This is a genomic window from Mycobacterium sp. 852002-51961_SCH5331710 (genome assembly GCF_001665535.1).
Classification (GTDB): domain Bacteria; phylum Actinomycetota; class Actinomycetes; order Mycobacteriales; family Mycobacteriaceae; genus Mycobacterium.
In genome coordinates, this window is sequence record NZ_LZSQ01000117.1 from 151,599 (window position 1) to 168,328 (window position 16,730).

Annotated in this window: 14 protein-coding genes; 2 read left to right on the forward strand and 12 right to left on the reverse strand. The window is 69.4% G+C overall.

The window, feature by feature from the left end; translation table 11 throughout:
* Positions 1-48 precede the first annotated feature (48 nt).
* The 7 genes from A5752_RS22040 to rimP all read right to left on the reverse strand — a co-directional run bounded on the left by A5752_RS22040 (position 49) and on the right by rimP (position 7,721).
* Positions 49-1,356 carry an MATE family efflux transporter gene (locus tag A5752_RS22040; RefSeq protein WP_197500700.1) on the reverse strand — a complete coding sequence of 436 codons (1,308 nt, stop codon included), beginning with the start codon at positions 1,354-1,356 and terminating at the stop codon, positions 49-51.
* Positions 1,357-1,384: 28 nt separating this feature from the next.
* Positions 1,385-2,383 (reverse strand): DHH family phosphoesterase, encoded by a 999-nt coding sequence (locus A5752_RS22045; protein WP_067090159.1) that lies wholly within the window; start codon positions 2,381-2,383, stop codon positions 1,385-1,387.
* The gene (gene rbfA / locus A5752_RS22050) at positions 2,358-2,861 is read right to left on the reverse strand and encodes a 30S ribosome-binding factor RbfA (RefSeq protein WP_067090162.1); all 504 of its coding nucleotides are present in this window, start codon (positions 2,859-2,861) and stop codon (positions 2,358-2,360) included. The genes A5752_RS22045 and rbfA overlap by 26 nt, the downstream gene beginning before the upstream one ends.
* A gap of 33 nt (positions 2,862-2,894) precedes the next feature.
* Positions 2,895-5,594, reverse strand: a complete 2,700-nt coding sequence (gene infB, locus A5752_RS22055) for a translation initiation factor IF-2 (RefSeq protein WP_067090164.1) — start codon at positions 5,592-5,594, stop codon at positions 2,895-2,897.
* 78 nt (positions 5,595-5,672) lie between these two features.
* On the reverse strand, positions 5,673-6,194 hold the full coding sequence (locus A5752_RS27245; RefSeq protein ID WP_502686774.1) for a YlxR family protein: 522 nt from the start codon (positions 6,192-6,194) through the stop codon (positions 5,673-5,675).
* Positions 6,142-7,185: a transcription termination factor NusA gene (gene nusA, locus A5752_RS22060; RefSeq protein ID WP_067090166.1), complete on the reverse strand. Its 1,044-nt coding sequence runs from the start codon at positions 7,183-7,185 to the stop codon at positions 6,142-6,144. The genes A5752_RS27245 and nusA overlap by 53 nt, the downstream gene beginning before the upstream one ends.
* Entirely contained in the window at positions 7,182-7,721 is a 540-nt protein-coding gene (gene rimP / locus A5752_RS22065) for a ribosome maturation factor RimP (RefSeq protein WP_067090168.1), read from the reverse strand. Before rimP ends, nusA begins: the two co-directional genes overlap by 4 nt.
* A gap of 133 nt (positions 7,722-7,854) precedes the next feature.
* Between rimP and A5752_RS22070 the strand changes: the two genes are divergently transcribed.
* Both A5752_RS22070 and A5752_RS22075 read left to right on the forward strand, forming a co-directional pair.
* Complete coding sequence (locus A5752_RS22070; RefSeq protein ID WP_156614093.1) at positions 7,855-8,364, forward strand: hypothetical protein; 510 nt, start codon at positions 7,855-7,857, stop codon at positions 8,362-8,364.
* Positions 8,361-8,828 (forward strand): ferritin-like domain-containing protein, encoded by a 468-nt coding sequence (locus A5752_RS22075; protein WP_067090171.1) that lies wholly within the window; start codon positions 8,361-8,363, stop codon positions 8,826-8,828. Before A5752_RS22070 ends, A5752_RS22075 begins: the two co-directional genes overlap by 4 nt.
* A gap of 50 nt (positions 8,829-8,878) precedes the next feature.
* Here A5752_RS22075 and A5752_RS22080 read toward each other — a convergent pair whose 3' ends face one another.
* The 5 genes from A5752_RS22080 to A5752_RS22100 all read right to left on the reverse strand — a co-directional run bounded on the left by A5752_RS22080 (position 8,879) and on the right by A5752_RS22100 (position 16,539).
* Positions 8,879-10,633, reverse strand: a complete 1,755-nt coding sequence (locus tag A5752_RS22080; RefSeq protein ID WP_067090174.1) for a proline--tRNA ligase — start codon at positions 10,631-10,633, stop codon at positions 8,879-8,881.
* 66 nt (positions 10,634-10,699) lie between these two features.
* Positions 10,700-12,217 carry an MFS transporter gene (locus A5752_RS22085; protein ID WP_067090176.1) on the reverse strand — a complete coding sequence of 506 codons (1,518 nt, stop codon included), beginning with the start codon at positions 12,215-12,217 and terminating at the stop codon, positions 10,700-10,702.
* Positions 12,218-12,305: 88 nt separating this feature from the next.
* Positions 12,306-13,898, reverse strand: a complete 1,593-nt coding sequence (locus tag A5752_RS22090) for an MFS transporter (protein ID WP_067090180.1) — start codon at positions 13,896-13,898, stop codon at positions 12,306-12,308.
* 32 nt (positions 13,899-13,930) lie between these two features.
* Complete coding sequence (gene cobA / locus A5752_RS22095; RefSeq protein ID WP_067090183.1) at positions 13,931-15,136, reverse strand: uroporphyrinogen-III C-methyltransferase; 1,206 nt, start codon at positions 15,134-15,136, stop codon at positions 13,931-13,933.
* Positions 15,133-16,539, reverse strand: coding sequence for a cobyrinic acid a,c-diamide synthase CobB (locus A5752_RS22100; RefSeq protein WP_067090186.1), 1,407 nt, complete (start codon positions 16,537-16,539; stop codon positions 15,133-15,135). Before A5752_RS22100 ends, cobA begins: the two co-directional genes overlap by 4 nt.
* Positions 16,540-16,730: the final 191 nt, after the last annotated feature.

Genomic DNA, 16,730 nt, shown 5'->3' on the forward strand with positions numbered 1-16,730 from the left:
GCGGCGTGTCGTGTGCAAACACGCACGCTCGCCAAAGGTGAGGAGGGATCAGGCCGTGCCGGGCACCAGCCAGCGGCCCGAGAACGCACGCCAGCCGACGAACGCCAGCCGCAGCACCATGAACGTCGACAGCCCGGCCCAGATCCCCAGCAATCCCCACCCGAACGCCAGCGACAGCCAGATCAACGGCAGGAAGCCGACCAGCGCGCTGGTCAGCGTCGCGTTGCGCATGAACTTCGCGTCGCCGGCGCCCAGTAGCACCCCGTCGAGCGCGAACACGATTCCGGCGACCGGCAATTGGGCCACCATGAACCACCACGGCACCCCGATCGCATCGAGCACCGAGCGGTCGTCGGTGAACACGCTCGGGAACACCGACGCACCGACCGCGAACACGATGGACAGCACCGCAGAGGCCAACGCGGAGAAGATGGTGACCCGCCACGCCACCGACTTCGCGTGCGCCAACTGCCCCGCACCCAGCGCGGCGCCCACCAGCGACTGAGCCGCGATCGCCAACGAATCCAGCACCAGCGCAAGGAAATTCCACAACTGCAGCACGACCTGGTGCGCGGCGACGGCGGCCGCCCCGAACCGGGCGGCGACGGCGCCCGCCGAGACGAAACAGGCCTGGAACGCCAGCGTCCGCAACACCAGATCGCGACCCATCACCACCTGCGCGCGCAACACCTCGGGATGCAACCGCAGCGGCACCCGTTCGATCAGCAGCGCGCGACAGAACAGCAGCGCGGCCAGCCACTGCCCCACGAGGTTCGCGACGGCCGAACCCGGCAACCCGAGCCGCGGCATACCGAGCCAGCCGTACACCAGCAGCGGACACAGCACCGCCGACACCGCGAACCCGAACACGACGAACCGCAACGGCCGCGCCGTGTCCTGGACTCCGCGCATCCACCCGTTGCCCGCCGCCGACACCAGGATCGCGGGCACGCCGACGATCGCGATGCGCACCCACGGCAGCGCCTCGTCGGCGATCTCTCCTCCGTCGGACGCCCCCGCCAACGCCGACACCAGCGGCACCGCGAACACCTGTACGGCGGCGACGATCACCGCACCCAATCCCAGCGCGAGCCAGGTCGCCTGCACGCCCTCACCGACCGCGGCCGCGCGGTCGCCGGCGCCGAAGAACCGCGCCGAGCGCGCGGTGGTGCCGTAGGCCAGGAAAGTCATCTGCGAGCTCAGCGTGGAAAGGACCAGCGCGCCGATCGCCAACCCGGCCAACGCCAGCGCGCCCAGGCGGCCGACCACCGCGAGATCGAACAGCAGATAGATCGGTTCGGCGGCCAGCACTCCGAGCGCGGGCAGGGCCAGCCCAGCGATGCGGCGGCCGGTCACCGGAGCGTCCGGCGGCTCCGTCCCGGGCTCAGCCAAGGGCCGCGCGCAACGCCTTCACCACGTCCTCGGTGGACCCGGTGGCCGAATATCCGGCTGCCAGGCGGTGACCGCCACCGCCGAACCCACTCGCGACCGGCGACAGGTCATAGGACTTGGCCCGCATCGACACCGACCAGTGGCCCGGCTCGATCTCCTTGAACACCGCGGCGACCTCGGCCTCCTGCGTGGTGCGCACGATGTCGACGATGCTCTCGACTTCCTCGGGCCGGGCGTTGACCCACTCCCGGTGGTCGACGACCGCGTACACCAGACCCCGGCCGTCGGCGGCCTCGGGCAGCAGCTGCGCCGAGGACAACACCCGTGACAGCATCGGCAGCCACGCGAACGGGTGGGTGTCGAGCAGGGTCCGGCTGATGCCGGCGTTGTCCACGCCGAGTTCGACGAGGCGCGCCGCCAGCCGATGCGCGCGCGGGGTGGCCCAGCGGAACGAACCGGTGTCGGTGGTCAGCCCCGCGTACAGGCAGTGCGCGACGCCGATGTCGATCGGCTTGTCCCACGCGTCGAGCAGGTCGGCCACCAGCATCGTGGTGGAGTCGGCCGAGGCGTCGACGAAGTTGGCGGTGCCGAACAGCCGGTTGGAGGCGTGGTGGTCGATCACCAGCACCTCGCGGCGGTCGTCGACCAGACCGCGCAGCACCCCGAGCCGGTTGACGCTGGGGATGTCGACCGTGACCACCAGATCGGGGTCGCGCCGCATCTCGTCGGGGCCGACGAGCAGGTGACCGCCGGGCAGCGACTGCAGCGATTCGGGCAGTTTCTCCGGCGCGGCGAAGCTCACCTGAACGCTCTTGCCGACCTGGTCGAGCACCAGAGCCAACGCCAGACCTGCGCCTATCGTGTCGGCGTCGGGATAGACGTGGCACACGACCCCGATCGAGCCGGCCGCCGAGAGCAGTTCGGCTGCGCGCCGGGCGTTGACCCGATCTCCCACTTCCGGAGCGTCAGTCGTCTTGTCGATCGCGGTCACCGATGTCCTCAGAGTCGTCAGGCCCCCCGGCTGCTGCCTCGCCCTCCATCTCAGTGACACGGTACGGGTCCGCATCGCCTGCGTGCTTGGCACCTTGCCGAACTCGCGCCAATTCCTCATCCGCGGCGCGGGCGCGAGCCAGCAGTTCCTCCATCTTCACCGCCGCGTCGGGCACGGTGTCACGCTCGAAAGCGAGCGTGGGTGTGAACCGCACACCCAGGCTCGCGCCGACCTTCGAGCGCAGCACACCCTTTGCCTTCTCCAGCCCAGCCGCGGCCGCGTCGAAGTCCGGCTCCTCGGACAGCGACGCGCCGAGCACCGTGTAGAACAGCGTCGCGTCGTGTAGGTCGTTGGTGACCTTGGCGTCGGTGATCGTCACCCCGGCCAGCCGAGGATCCTTGATCTCGTATTCGATCGCCGAGGCGACGATGGTGGAAATGCGTTTGGCCAGTCGCTTCGCCCGTGCGGGGTCACTCATTTCTGCTCTTCGCGCAAGCGCTCATCGCCCACCCTAGGTGCGCTCCTTCTCAACGAGCTCGTACGTCTCGATGACGTCGCCTTCCTTGATGTCGGAGTACGTCAGCGTCAGACCGCATTCGTAGCCCTCGCGGACCTCGGTGACGTCGTCCTTCTCCCGGCGCAGCGACGACACGGTGAGGTTCTCGGCCACCACGACGTTGTCGCGCAGCAGCCGGGCCTTCGCGTTGCGCCGCATGATCCCCGACTGGACGAGGCAGCCGGCGATGTTGCCGACCTTCGACGACCGGAAGATCGCGCGGATCTCGGCGCGGCCGAGCTCCTTCTCCTCGTAGATCGGCTTGAGCATGCCCTTGAGCGCGCTCTCGATCTCGTCGATGGCCTGGTAGATCACCGAGTAGTAGCGGATCTCCACACCTTCACGGTTGGCCAGTTCGGTGGCCTTGCCCTCGGCGCGGACGTTGAAGCCGATGATGATCGCGTCCGAGGCCGACGCCAGGTTGACGTTGGTCTCGGTGACGCCACCGACGCCGCGGTCGATGACACGCAGCTCGACCTCGTCGTCGACCTGGATGCCCAGCAGGGCCTCCTCGAGCGCCTCGACCGTACCGGCGTTGTCGCCCTTGAGGATCAGGTTCAGCTGGCTGGTTTCCTTCAGCGCCGAATCCAGGTCCTCGAGGCTGATCCGCTTGCGGCTGCGGGCGGCCAGGGCGTTGCGCTTGCGGGCGCTGCGCCGGTCCGCGATCTGCCGCGCGATGCGGTCTTCGTCGACGACGAGGAAGTTGTCACCTGCGCCGGGCACCGATGTGAAGCCGACGACCTGGACGGGCCGCGACGGCAGCGCCTCGGCGACGTCGTCACCGTGCTCGTCGACCATGCGCCGGACACGTCCGTACGCGTCGCCGGCCACCACCGAGTCGCCGACCCGCAGCGTGCCGCGCTGGATGAGCACGGTCGCCACCGGGCCTCGACCGCGGTCGAGGTGCGCCTCGATCGCCACACCCTGGGCCTCCATGTCGGGGTTGGCCCGCAGGTCCAGCGATGCGTCGGCGGTCAGGACGACCGCCTCGAGCAGCGCCTCGATATTGGTGCCCGCCTTGGCCGAGATGTCGACGAACATCGTGTCGCCGCCGTACTCCTCGGGGATGAGGCCGTACTCGGTGAGCTGCCCGCGGATCTTGGCCGGATCCGCGCCTTCCTTGTCGATCTTGTTGACCGCCACCACGATCGGCACCTCGGCCGCCTGCGCGTGGTTGAGCGCCTCCACCGTCTGAGGCATGACGCCGTCGTCGGCCGCCACCACGAGGATCGCAATGTCGGTGGCCTTGGCACCGCGGGCACGCATGGCGGTGAACGCCTCGTGGCCCGGGGTGTCGATGAACGTGATCGGTCGCGGCGTGCCGTCGAGATCGACCTCGACCTGGTAAGCGCCGATGTGCTGGGTGATGCCGCCCGCCTCGCCCTCGCGGACGGTGGCGTTGCGGATCGTGTCCAGCAGTCGGGTCTTGCCGTGGTCGACGTGGCCCATGACCGTGACGACCGGCGGCCGCTGCTCGAGGTCCTCTTCGCCGCCCTCGTCCTCGCCGTAGGTGAGGTCGAACGACTCCAGCAGCTCGCGGTCCTCGTCCTCTGGCGAGACGACCTGAACCTTGTAGTTCATCTCGCTGCCGAGAAGCTCGAGGGTGTCGTCGCCGACGGACTGCGTCGCGGTGACCATCTCGCCGAGGTTGAACAACGCCTGCACCAGTGAGGCGGGGTTGGCGTCGATCTTCTCGGCGAAGTCGCTCAGCGAGGCGCCGCGGGCGAGCCGGATGGTCTCGCCGTTGCCGTGCGGCAGGCGAACGCCACCGACGACGGGCGCCTGCATGTTCTCGTATTCGGCGCGTTTCGCCCTCTTCGACTTACGACCGCGCTTGGGCGCACCGCCGGGACGACCGAACGCACCGGCAGCACCGCCGCGCTGGCCGGGCCGACCGCCGCCACGACCGCGGAAGCCACCGCCGGCCGGACCGCCGCCGCCACCGCCGCGGTAGTTACCGCCGCCGCCACCACCGCCGGCACCGGGACGACCGCCCTGACCCGCACCGGGACGGGGACCGCCGCCGGGGCCGGGGCGCGGACCGCCACCGGGACGCGGGGGCCGCGGGCCGGCGGGACGCTGAGGCATGTTGCTCGGGGACATCCCCGGGCGCGGGGTGCCGGGCCGCGGCCCACCGGGGCCGGGCCGAGGACCTTGCGGCCGCGGGATCGGGCGATCCACCGGCTGCTGGGTCGAGAACGGGTTGTTGCCGACGCGCGGGACGCGCGGAGCGGGCTTGGGCGCGCTCGGCGACGGGCCCGGGCGCGGGCCGGGACGTGCCGCAGGCGCAGCGGGCGTGGCCGGAGGGGCGGCCGCCGCGGGAGGCGCGACGGGCGGAGCCTCGGCGGCGGGCGCAGCAGGCTTGGGTGCGGGAGCCTTCGCGGGCTCCTGGGGGGTGGGGGCCTTGGCGGGCGCGGCCGGTGTGGCCGCCGTGGTACCGGGTTTCGCCGCCGACCCGTTTCCGTCGGCTTTGACCTTCTCCGCGGCCGGTTTCCCGCCGCCGAAGGATTCGCGCAGCCGGCGCGCGACCGGGGCCTCCACCGTGGAGGACGCGGATTTGACGAATTCGCCCTGTTCGCTCAGACGAGCGAGAACTTCCTTGCTGGTGACACCGAGTTCCTTGGCCAACTCGTGTACACGGGCCTTACCTGCCACTACATCTCCATCTCTAGAGGCGTCAGCGGTGGTAGGCGCCGCGCCTCGGGTTAGCTATGACGCATGGTCATCGGGACTTCACGGTGTGCTCATGTTCTTCGCTACCTGTTCTGTTGCCGGGAGGTCGGGCGGGTCCGCACTGCTCACAGTGCCGACATACTCGATCACCGCGGATACGTCCGGTGAACCGGTGATGCGCAGCGCTCGACCGAACGCTCGCCGCCGAATCGCTGCCTCGAGGCACTGTGGAGTGGGATGCAGCCACGCACCCCGCCCCGGCAGCTTTCTCGCCCGGTCAACGGTCAGGGTGCTGAGAGAATTCCCAGCCCCATCGACGTTGCCGACAGCGACCACCCGAAGCAGTTCGACGGCCAGCTCTCGTTTCCGGCAACCTACGCAGGTCCGCACCGGTCCGACAGGTTCGTCGGGGCTGCGTCGTTGCGCCGAAGCCGAAGTCTCGCGCTGGATCACAGGTGAGTCTACCGTCACTGCCGCTGGTATTTGAAATGGCTGCGCTGGTCGGCGTGGACACGTGCGCCGTCGGCGCTTACCGGTCCCCCACGGCACCGCGGGCCGCGTCCTGATCGGGCTCGGCCGCACCCGCGGGCGGCGCGTCGCTGCGGATGTCGATGCGCCAGCCGGTGAGCCGGGCCGCCAGCCGGGCGTTCTGCCCCTCCTTGCCGATGGCCAGCGACAGCTGGAAGTCGGGTACGACGACGCGGGCGGCGCGTGCGGCCTCGTCGATGACGGCCACCGAGACCACCTTGGCCGGTGAGAGCGCATTGGCGACGAACTTCGCCGGGTCGGGGTCGTAGTCGATGATGTCGATCTTCTCACCCGACAGCTCACTCATCACGTTGCGCACCCGCTGACCCATCGGTCCGATGCACGCACCCTTGGCGTTGAGGCCCGGCACCCGCGAGGTGACCGCGATCTTGGAGCGGTGACCGGCCTCCCTGGCAACGGCCACGATCTCGACGGAGCCCTCGGCGATCTCGGGCACCTCCAGCGAGAACAGCTTGCGCACCAGATTCGGGTGCGTGCGCGACAGCGTGATCAGCGGTTCACGCGCACCGCGGCTGACGCCGACGACGTAGCAGCGCAGCCGATCACCGTGTTCGTAGCGTTCACCGGGCACCTGCTCGGCCGCGGGGATGACGCCTTCGGAACCCTTGGTCTCGCTGCCCATCCGGACGACGACCAGCCCACGGGCGTTGGCCCGCGCGTCGCGCTGAATCACCCCGCCGACGATGTCGCCCTCGCGGGCGGAGAACTCGCCGTAGGTCTTCTCGTTCTCGGCGTCGCGGAACCTCTGCAGCATGACCTGGCGTGCCGTCGTCGCGGCGACGCGGCCGAAACCCTCTGGGGTGTCGTCCCATTCGCTGATCGTGTTGCCGTCCTCGTCCAGCTCGGACGCGATGACCTTGACCTCGCCGGTCTTGCGGTCGATCTCGATGCGGGCCTCGGCGGCGTGCCCTTCGGTGTGCCGATAGGCGGTCAGCAGTGCGGATTTGATGGTTTCGACGAGTTCGCCCACCGGAATCCCGCGGTCGACCTCGATGGCATGCAGCGCGGCCATGTCGATGTTCACGCCGAAGCCTCCTTCCCAGATTGGCCGACCAGCTCCAGCTCTCGCGGATTGGGAGGCGAGAATTCAACTTGCACAACAGCTTTCGAGATGCCGTCCAGCGGCAGCTCACGTACGGAGAAGTTGGCCTGCCGGCCGGCCCGAACCACCAGACGCACCACGCCGTCGCAGGTTTCGCCGATTCGGCCGGTCAGTTGGGTGCCGTCGGACAGCGTCAGCTCGACTTTGCGACCGTGCGCTCGCCGGAAGTGCTTCTCGGTGGTCAGCGGCCGGTCCACCCCGGGCGAGGTGACCTCGAGTACGTAGGGCGCCGACCGGGTGTCGAGTTCGTCGAGCAGCGTGGAGGCGGTTCGGGACAGTTGGGCGATCGATTCGAGGTCGAGGCCGTCGTCCCCGTCGGCCACCACCGTGATTCGCGGCGGACGCGCGGCCGGGTCGACGATGACGTCCTCGATTTCGTAACCGGCGCGCGCGAACTCGCCGTCGAGTAGCTCGATCACCTCTTTCTGCGACGGCAATCCCGCAGAATGCTCCGTCACGGCGAGCTCCTCGTCTTGAGTTGTCCGGACACGATCCCCGGCGACACACCTTGGAACCGACACTCCACGATACGCCAGCACCGCCGCGGTAAACGCCAAACGAACGCCGATGCGGATACGGCGCAATGGCAAGATGTTGCTCGTGCCGAGCCCCCCGCCGACCATCAGCAGGAGACGCCTTTTGGCCTCGGCCGCGGCATTGGCGCTGGTGGGCGCGACCGCAGCGGCCTGCGGCTCCCCGCCCCCACCGCCGGAAGTCGACGAACTCGCCGCGCAGCTCGACCGGGCGCGCGCCGACAGCCAGCTGGCTACCGACGCCGCCGCCAACGAGCGGGGCAGCGTCGCCCAGGCCCTGACGGCGGTGGCGGCCGAGCGCGCGGCCCACGCACAGGCGTTGTCTGACGAACTGGTCCGGCTGCGCGGAGAGGAGGCGCCCACCTCGACGCCGACCAGCACCACCGCCGAGCCCGCCAAGCCGCCGACGGTCAAGGATGCCCGTAACGCGCTGCGGGCGTCGGCGTCGAGCGCCACCGAACTCGCGGCCAAACTCGACGGTTACCGCGCCGGGCTGCTCGCGTCGATCGCCGCGGCCTGCACCGCCGCGTACACAGTCGCGCTCGCCGAACCGGAGAAGACGCGATGACGTCGGCGGAACCCACCCCCAGCCGGCCGTCGGATGCGGCGGACGGCGCGCTGTACGACGCGATCGCGACCGAGCACGCGACCATTTACGGGTACGGCATCGTCTCGGCGCATTCCACGCCCGAGGACAACAAGCTAGTGTCGGATTCCATGGCCGAGCACCGCGAACGCCGCGAGGCCGGGCTGAAGATGCTGAGCGACCGGTCGATCGCCGGACCGCTGCCCGCAGCGGGATACCAGCTGCCGATGAAGGTGGAGACCCCCACCGATGCCGCCAAACTCGCGGTCCGGATGGAGGAGGACGCGGCCGTCGCGTGGCGCGCCGTCGTCGAGCAGGCCACCTCCGAACAGGAGCGCGCGTTCGGTGTGGCGGCGCTGACGCAAGCTGCGGTGACGGCGGCGCGTTGGAGCCAGGTGCTCGGCACGACGCCGGTCACGGTGCCGTTCCCGGGCGGCAGCGAGTAGCTCCTCGCCGAGTGTGCGCTCAGGTCGAGATTCCGACCTGATTTTCGCGCTCAGCGCACGTTCGAGGGAGCCACGGCGGCCGCGATGTCCGCCACCGCGCCGTCGGTCGCGATCTCGCGCTTCTCGCCGCTGAACCGGTTGCGTAGCTCAACGACGCCGTCGGCCCAGCCACGGCCGACCACGACGATCCACGGCACCCCGAGCAGTTCGGCGTCCTTGAACTTCACCCCCGGCGAGGCGGTGCGGTCGTCGAACAGCACGTCGACGCCGCGCCGGTCCAGCTCGCCGGCCAGCTCCTCGGCGCCGGCGCGGGCGGCGGCGTCCTTGTTCGCGATGACGAGATGGACGTCGAACGGGGACACCTCCGACGGCCAGCGCAGGCCGATGTCGTCGTGGTGTTGTTCGGCGATGACGGCGACCAGCCGCGACACCCCGATGCCGTAGGACCCCATGGTCAACCGGACCGGTTTGCCGTTCTCGCCGAGCACGTCGACCTCGAACGCGTCGGTGTACTTGCGGCCCAGCTGGAAGATGTGGCCGATCTCGATGCCACGCGCGCTCACCAGCGGCCCGGCCCCGTCCGGCGACGGATCGCCGTCGCGCACCTCGGCGGCCTCGATCGTGCCGTCGGCGACGAAGTCGCGTCCGGCGACCAGGCCCACGACGTGCTTACCGGGTTCGTCCGCGCCGGTGATCCACGACGTGCCGTCGACCACCCGCGGATCCACCAGATAACGAACGCCGTTGGCCAGCAACGCTTTCGGGCCGATATACCCCTTGGCCAGGAACGGGTGCTTGGCGAAGTCGGCGTCGTCGAGCAACGCGTACTCGGCCGGTTCCAGCGCGGCGCCCAGCCGTTTGTCGTCGACCTCGCGGTCACCGGGCACACCGACGCCCAGCAGCTCCCAGTCTTCGCCGGGCAGGCGGGTCTTGAGCATCACGTTCTTGAGGGTGTCGGCCGCGGTGACCGTGCGGTCCAGCGTGGCGTTGGCCCAGTCGACGAGCGTCGCGATCGTCGGGGTGCCCGGGGTCTCGTAGACCTTGGCCTCGGGCTGGCCGTCGATCGGCAGGGCTTCCGGAACCGCGGTGGTCACCGCTTCGACGTTGGCGGCGTAGCCGGATTCGAGACAGCGCACGAACGTGTCCTCGCCGATCTCGCTTTCGGCCAGGAACTCCTCTGATGCGCTGCCGCCCATCGCCCCCGACACCGCCGACACGATCACGTAGCGCACACCCAACCGATCGAAGATCCGTTGGTAGGCCTCGCGGTGCGCCAGGTACTGCGCGCGCAGGCCGTCGTCGTCGACGTCGAACGAGTACGAGTCCTTCATGACGAACTCGCGGCCGCGCAGGATGCCGGCCCGCGGCCGCGCCTCGTCGCGGTACTTGGTCTGGATCTGGAACAGCAGCAGCGGAAAATCCTTGTAGCTGCTGTACTCCCCCTTCACCGTCAGCGTGAAGAACTCCTCGTGGGTGGGGCCCAGCATGTAGTCGTTGCGGCGGCGGTCCTGCAGCCGAAACACGCCGTCGCCGTACTCGGTCCAGCGGTTCGTCGTCTCGTAGGGGGCCTTGGGCAGCAGCGCCGGGAAAAGGATCTCCTGGCCGCCAATCCCGGTCATCTCGGACCGGACGACGTTCTCGATTTTGCGCAGCACCCGCAACCCCAGCGGCAGCCAGCTGTAGAGGCCGGGTCCGACGGGCCGGATGTAACCGGCGCGGATCAGCAGTTTGTGGCTGGGCACTTCGGCGTCGGCGGGGTCGTCGCGCAGAGTGCGCAGAAACAGCTCCGACATGCGGGTGATCACAGCCGACAACCTTACTGACTGTGCTGATCCCCCGATCGCTACGCTCTTACCCCGCCGGAACCCGAGCTACAGCTCGCCGGCCTCCACCGCCTCCTTCGTGTGCTGCGCGGCGGCGATCTCGCGGGACGAGAAGCCGATGAAGAATGCGGCGATCCCGACCATCACCGCGACACCGGCCACCCACAGCAGCGAGTAGGTGTAGCCGTACCCGAGGGCGTCGAGCTGGGCGGGCGTCATGTCCTTCACCGGGCCCGTGGTGCCGCCGAGGTACAGCGTGCGCGACGTCTGCACGGCCTGGATCACGACCAGCACCAAAGGGCCGCCGAGGTTCTGGACCATCAGCGTGATCGACGAGACCGGTCCGATCTCACCCGGGCCGACGCCCGCGATCGCGCACAGCGGCAGGATCACCGCGATGGCCCCGATGCCGAAGCCGCCCACGACGATCGGCGCGAACAGGTCGGGGAAGTACGGGATGCTGCGGTCCAGCGTCGAGCCGTAGAGCATCGCGCCGAGCACGAACAGACCGCCGCCGAGGATCAGCCAACGAGGCGCGACGTGCGGGGCAAGCCGGGCCGCGACCGCCGTGCCGACCCCGAAGGCCAGCGCGAACGGGATGAAGCAGATTCCGGCCCGCAGCGCCGAGTAGCCCAGGACGTCCTGCACCAGCAGCCCGATCATCACGGTCAGCGTCAACAGCACCCCGCCGGCGAGGAACAGCGCGACGAACGTCATCACGCGGTTGCGGTTGTCGAACACCGAGAACGGCACGATCGGGTGCTGCGCGGTGCGTTCGACGAGCAGGAAGCTGATGAAGAACACCGCCGACGCGACCGCGGCGCCGATCACCAACGGATCGACCCAGCCCCGCGGCGGGCCCTGCGTGAACACCAGCACCGCCGACGAGCAGCCCAGCGTGGCCAGCAGCGCACCGGTGATGTCGAGTTTGAGCCGCTCGTGGTGGGTTTCGGCGAGCTTGAACACCGCGATCGCGATGATGGCTATGCCGATCGGCACGTTGATCAGGAACGCCAACCGCCACGAGATCACGGTCAGCGCACCGCCGAGCACCAGGCCGAGCACCGAGCCGATGCCCTGCATAGCCGCGGAGATGGCCAGCGCGCGGTTACGCGCCTGACCCACCGCGTATGTCGTCGCGATCAGCGCCAGGCCGGTGGGCGCCGCGACGGCCGCCCCGGTGCCCTGCACCGCCCTCGCGACGATCAGCGTGGCCGGGTCGGTGGCCAACCCGCACACCAGCGAGGCGATGGTGAACACCCCGACGCCGGACAGGAAGGCGCGCTTGTGGCCGATCGCGTCGCCGACGCGTCCGCCGAGCAGCAGCAGCCCGCCAAACGCCAAGACGTAGGCGGTGATGACCCAGCTCTTGGTGGCGTCAGCGAGACCCAAGTCGGCCTGCATGCGAGGCAGCGCAACGATCACGATGGTGCCGTCGAGCGTCGACATGAGCTGCATGCCGGTGATCGCGATGATCGCCGGGCCCAGAACCGACTTCGCGAGCGGCAGCGCCGCGGGCGGAACGGGGCGGTCCGTCGACTCGGAGGAACCACCGACGGCAGACATGGACAGCCACCCTACCGAGTGCGGTTCAGAGGTACTCGGGTGCGGCTGGCCCTAACCGAGCTAAAGCTCTCCCCGGCTCGATGTCGAGCTAAAGCTCTCCGGAATCGATCGCGTCCTTGACTTCCTGCGCATGCGCAACCTGCGACGCGGTGTAACCGATGAACAACGCCGCGGCGCCCACGATCACCGCGACGGCCGCGACCCAGAGCAACCCGTAGGTGTAACCCTGGTCGAGCGCGTGCAGCTGCGCGGCGTTCATGTCGTTGACCGGGCCGGTGGTGCCGCCCAGATACAGCGTGCGCGACGTGATCACGGCCTGGATCACCGCCAGCACGACGGGCCCGCCGAGGTTCTGCAGCATCAGCGCGATGGCCGACACCGGGCCGATCTGGTCGAAGCCGACGCCGGCGATGGCCGACAGCATCAGCGGCACCACGATCATTCCGATGCCCAGGCCGCCGATCGTGATCGGCAGGACCAGGTTCGGGAAGTACGGGATGTTCGCGTCGAGCGTGGAGCCGTAGATCATCGCGCCCAGCACCAGCACGCCGCCGGCGATCACCAGCAGCCGCGGCGGGAACATCTGGACCAGCTGCGACGACAGCCCCAGGCCGATCCCGAGCGCGATCACGAACGGAATGAACCCGATACCTGCCCGCAGCGGGCTGTAACCCATGATGTCCTGCACGTACAGGCCGATCAGCACGGTCAGCGTGAACATCACGCCGCCGGCGAGGAACACCGCGGCGAACGTCGCGACCCGGTTGCGGTCCTTGAACAGGTCGAACGGCATGACGGGGTTGGCGGCGGTGCGCTCGACGTAGAGGAACGCGAGCAGCGCGACACCCGCGGCCAGGCCGGAGCCCAGCGTGACCGGCGACAACCAGCCCTGCTCGGGACCCATCGAGAAGCCGAACACCGCCGCGGTGCAGCCGAGCGTCGCCAGGATCGCGCCCGCGGCGTCAAGCTTGAGCCGCTCACGGCTCGTCTCGCGCAGCGTCTTGCGGGCCAGGTGGATCATCACCAGGCCGATCGGCACGTTGATCAGGAACGCCCAGCGCCACGACACCTCGGTGAGCGCGCCGCCGACGATCAGACCCATCACCGAGCCGATACCGGTCATCGCGGCGAAGATCGCGGTGGCCGCGTTGCGGGCCGGGCCCTTGGGGAACGTGGTCGCGATCAGCGCCAGTGCGGTGGGTGACGCGATGGCCGCGCCGACGCCTTGCAGCAGCCGTGCGGTGACCAGCGTCGCCTCGTTCCACGCGAGGCCGCACAGCACCGAGGCGATGGTGAACAACGCGACGCCGACGATGAAGGTGCGCTTGCGCCCGATCGTGTCGCCGAGCCGACCGCCGAGCAGCATCAGTCCGCCGAAGGTCAGCACGTAGGCGGTGATGACCCAGCTACGGCCGGCGTCGGAGAGGCTCAGCTCGTCCTGAATCTTAGGAAGCGCGACGATCGCGACCGTGCTGTCCATGGTCGCGAGCAACTGCATGCCACCGATCGCGATGACCGCCGCGATGAACCTCCGCGACGGCAGCCACGTCGGGGACCTGCCGATTTGCTCCCGCGCGGACTGAACAGCGCTCTTCTGGGAACGTGTCGAAAAGGCTCGGTTTGCCCCACCCTCGGCGTCACGGCGCATGGCAGCACGCTCTGCGTCATTGAGAGCCGTCATACGGGTTACCTTACAGTAATCTTAAGAATCCTTTAACCGCCGAAGGCGGCCACGGGCCCGATCACGATGATCGCGGGGGGCCGGATTCCGTCTTCCCGGATGCGTTCCGCGGCGTCGGCGAGGGTTGCGCGCAAAGTCCGCTGCGCGGCCGTCGTACCGTGCTGGACCACCAGGACCGGTGTATCCGCAGGTCGTCCGCCCGCCAGCAGGGCCTCGGCGAAAAGTTCGATGCGCTCGACCGCCATCAGCAACACGATCGTGCCGGAGAGCGCGGCCAGGGCATTCCAATTCACTAACGATTCGGGGTGCCCCGGCGCAACATGCCCACTGACCACCACGAATTCATGCGTGACATGGCGGTGCGTGACGGGCACGCCCGCGAGTGCGGGAACGCCTATGGCGCTGGTCACACCCGGTACGACGGTCACCGGGATGCCGGCCTCGGCGCACGCGATCACCTCTTCGTAGCCGCGCGCGAACACGAACGGGTCGCCGCCCTTGAGGCGCACGACGAACTTGCCCTCCTTCGCGCGGTCGATCAGCAGGCCGTTGATCGCGTCCTGGGCCATGGCCCGGCCGTAAGGGATCTTCGACGCGTCGATGACCTCGACGTGCGGGGGCATCTCGGCGAGAAGCTCCTGCGGTGCGAGCCGGTCGGCGACGACGACGTCGGCGTGCGCCAGGAGCCGGCGCCCCCGGACGGTGATCAGCTCGGGATCGCCCGGTCCCCCGCCGACGAGCGCCACGCCGCCGCGCACGACGTCGGTGGTCGCCGACTCGTCCGGTGCGATGAGCCCCTGCTGCATGGCTTCATGGATCGCCGACCGGATCGCCGCCGCCCGCCGGTGCTCGCCCCCGGCGAGCACCCCGACCGACAAACCCTCGTACTCGAACGACGCGGGGGTGACGGCGGTGCCCTCGATGGCCACGTCGGCGCGGACGCAGAAGATGTGGCGGTCCTCGGCCTCGGCGACGACGGCCGCGTTGACGGCCGGGTCGTCGGTGGCCGCGATCGCATACCACGCACCCTCGAGGTCGCCGGGACGAAACTCACGCAGCTGCAGTGTGATTCCGGCCATGGCCTCGACCACGGGGGTGGCCTCGCGGGCGATGACGACGACGTCGGCGCCGTTGGCGACCAGGAGCGGCAGTCGGCGCTGCGCCACGCTGCCGCCGCCGACGACGACAACCTTCCTGCCGGTCAGGCGTAGACCGACGAGGTAGGCGTTCTCGGTCACTGGCTTCGATCCTCTTCTCGCGAGCGGCTCATCGGCGCGAGCTTAGAGGTTGCGGCGACGGCGACGAACCGGCTGATCGCCCGCGAGTGCGCGGCGGGGTGGGTGTGCAGGTAACCGGCGTGCACGGCGCCGTCCACGACGCCGTCGCGTCTGCGCGCGATGTCGTGACCGGCGAAGATCCATGCGGGCGCGTAATCGTCTTTGAATGTGACTGCGGTGCGGTGGAATTCGTGTCCCATGGTGCGGTCGCCGATCGAATGCAGGGGCGAGTCCGCCACCACGACCGCCTCGCGATAGCCGAGTGTGAGTCGGTCGGTGAACGTGGCCGAACCGGCGATCACGCCACACATCGGGTGGCCGTCGAGGTCGTCGACGAGATAGGTCAGCCCCGCGCACTCGGCGTGCACGGGCGCACCCGATGCCGCCAGCCGTCGAATCTGCGTGCGGGCGACCTCGTTGGCCGACAGTTCGGCGACGAACTCCTCCGGAAAACCGCCGGGCAACACGAGCGCGTCGGTGCCCGGCGGCAAGGGGTCGGTCAGCGGGTCGAACTCGACGACCTCGGCACCCGCAGCGGCAAGCACTTCGCGATGCTCGGCGTAGCCGAAGCTGAAGGCTTTACCCGACGCCAGCGCGACCGTCGCATCACCGCCGACCGGCGTCACCTCCTCGGCGTCCCAGGGGTCGTCGATGACCCGGCTCTCGGCGAGCGCGGCGATACCCACCAGGTCCACGTAGCGTCCGACCAGTGCCGTCATCGCCTCGACCGCCGCTCGAGCCCTGTCGCCGTGTTCGACCGCGGTCACCAGACCCAGATGCCTTGAGGGAACGGTCAATTCGTCGCTGCGTGGAATCGCCCCGAACACCGGCACACCGGCGTGCTCACACGCCTGACGCAACACCTCCTCGTGGCGCAACGAGCCGACCCGGTTGAGAATCACCCCGGCGACGCGCACCGACGAGTCGAACGTCGAAAAACCGTGCAGCAGTGCGGCGATGCTGTGGCTCTGCCCTCGGGCGTCGACGACGAGGACGATCGGCGCGCCGAGCAGGCCCGCGACGTGGGCGGTGGAACCGAACGCGCTACTGCGTGCTTCTTCGGTGATGCGCCCGTCGAACAAACCCATGACGCCTTCGATGACGGCGATGTCGGCGCGGGTGCTGCCGTGCCGGTACAGCGGGCCGATCAGGTGCTCACCCATCAGGACGGGGTCGAGGTTGCGGCCGGGCCGCAGCGTGGCCAGCGCGTGGTAGCCGGGGTCGATGTAGTCGGGGCCCACCTTGAACGGAGCGACCGCCCGTCCTGCCCGCCGCAGCGCTCCCATCAAACCCGTTGCGACGGTGGTCTTTCCGCTACCCGACGATGGTGCGGCGATCACGACTGCAGGCGTTGACCTGCTCACGCGCGAGCCCTCTTCCCGCGAGCGTGCGTGTTTGCACACGACACGCGGGGAAATCCCGGCACCTTGCGCACGCTCGCGCCGACACGAGTGTGCACAAACAGCTGCGCTTGCGCGGCGTGTCGTGTGCAAACACGCACGCTCGCCCAACCGTCGGCGAGAGGTGGGGTCACCACTCGATGCCCTTCTGGCCC

Bases quoted from the DNA above. Each gene is read 5' to 3' on its own strand.
- rbfA (WP_067090162.1), bottom strand. From the start codon at position 2,861: ATGAGTGACCCCGCACGGGCGAAGCGACTGGCCAAACGCATTTCCACC.
- A5752_RS22070 (WP_156614093.1), top strand. From the start codon at position 7,855: ATGTTGCTCGTGCCGAGCCCCCCGCCGACCATCAGCAGGAGACGCCTT.
- A5752_RS22075 (WP_067090171.1), top strand. From the start codon at position 8,361: ATGACGTCGGCGGAACCCACCCCCAGCCGGCCGTCGGATGCGGCGGAC.
- A5752_RS22085 (WP_067090176.1), bottom strand. From the start codon at position 12,217: ATGTCTGCCGTCGGTGGTTCCTCCGAGTCGACGGACCGCCCCGTTCCG.
- A5752_RS22090 (WP_067090180.1), bottom strand. From the start codon at position 13,898: ATGACGGCTCTCAATGACGCAGAGCGTGCTGCCATGCGCCGTGACGCC.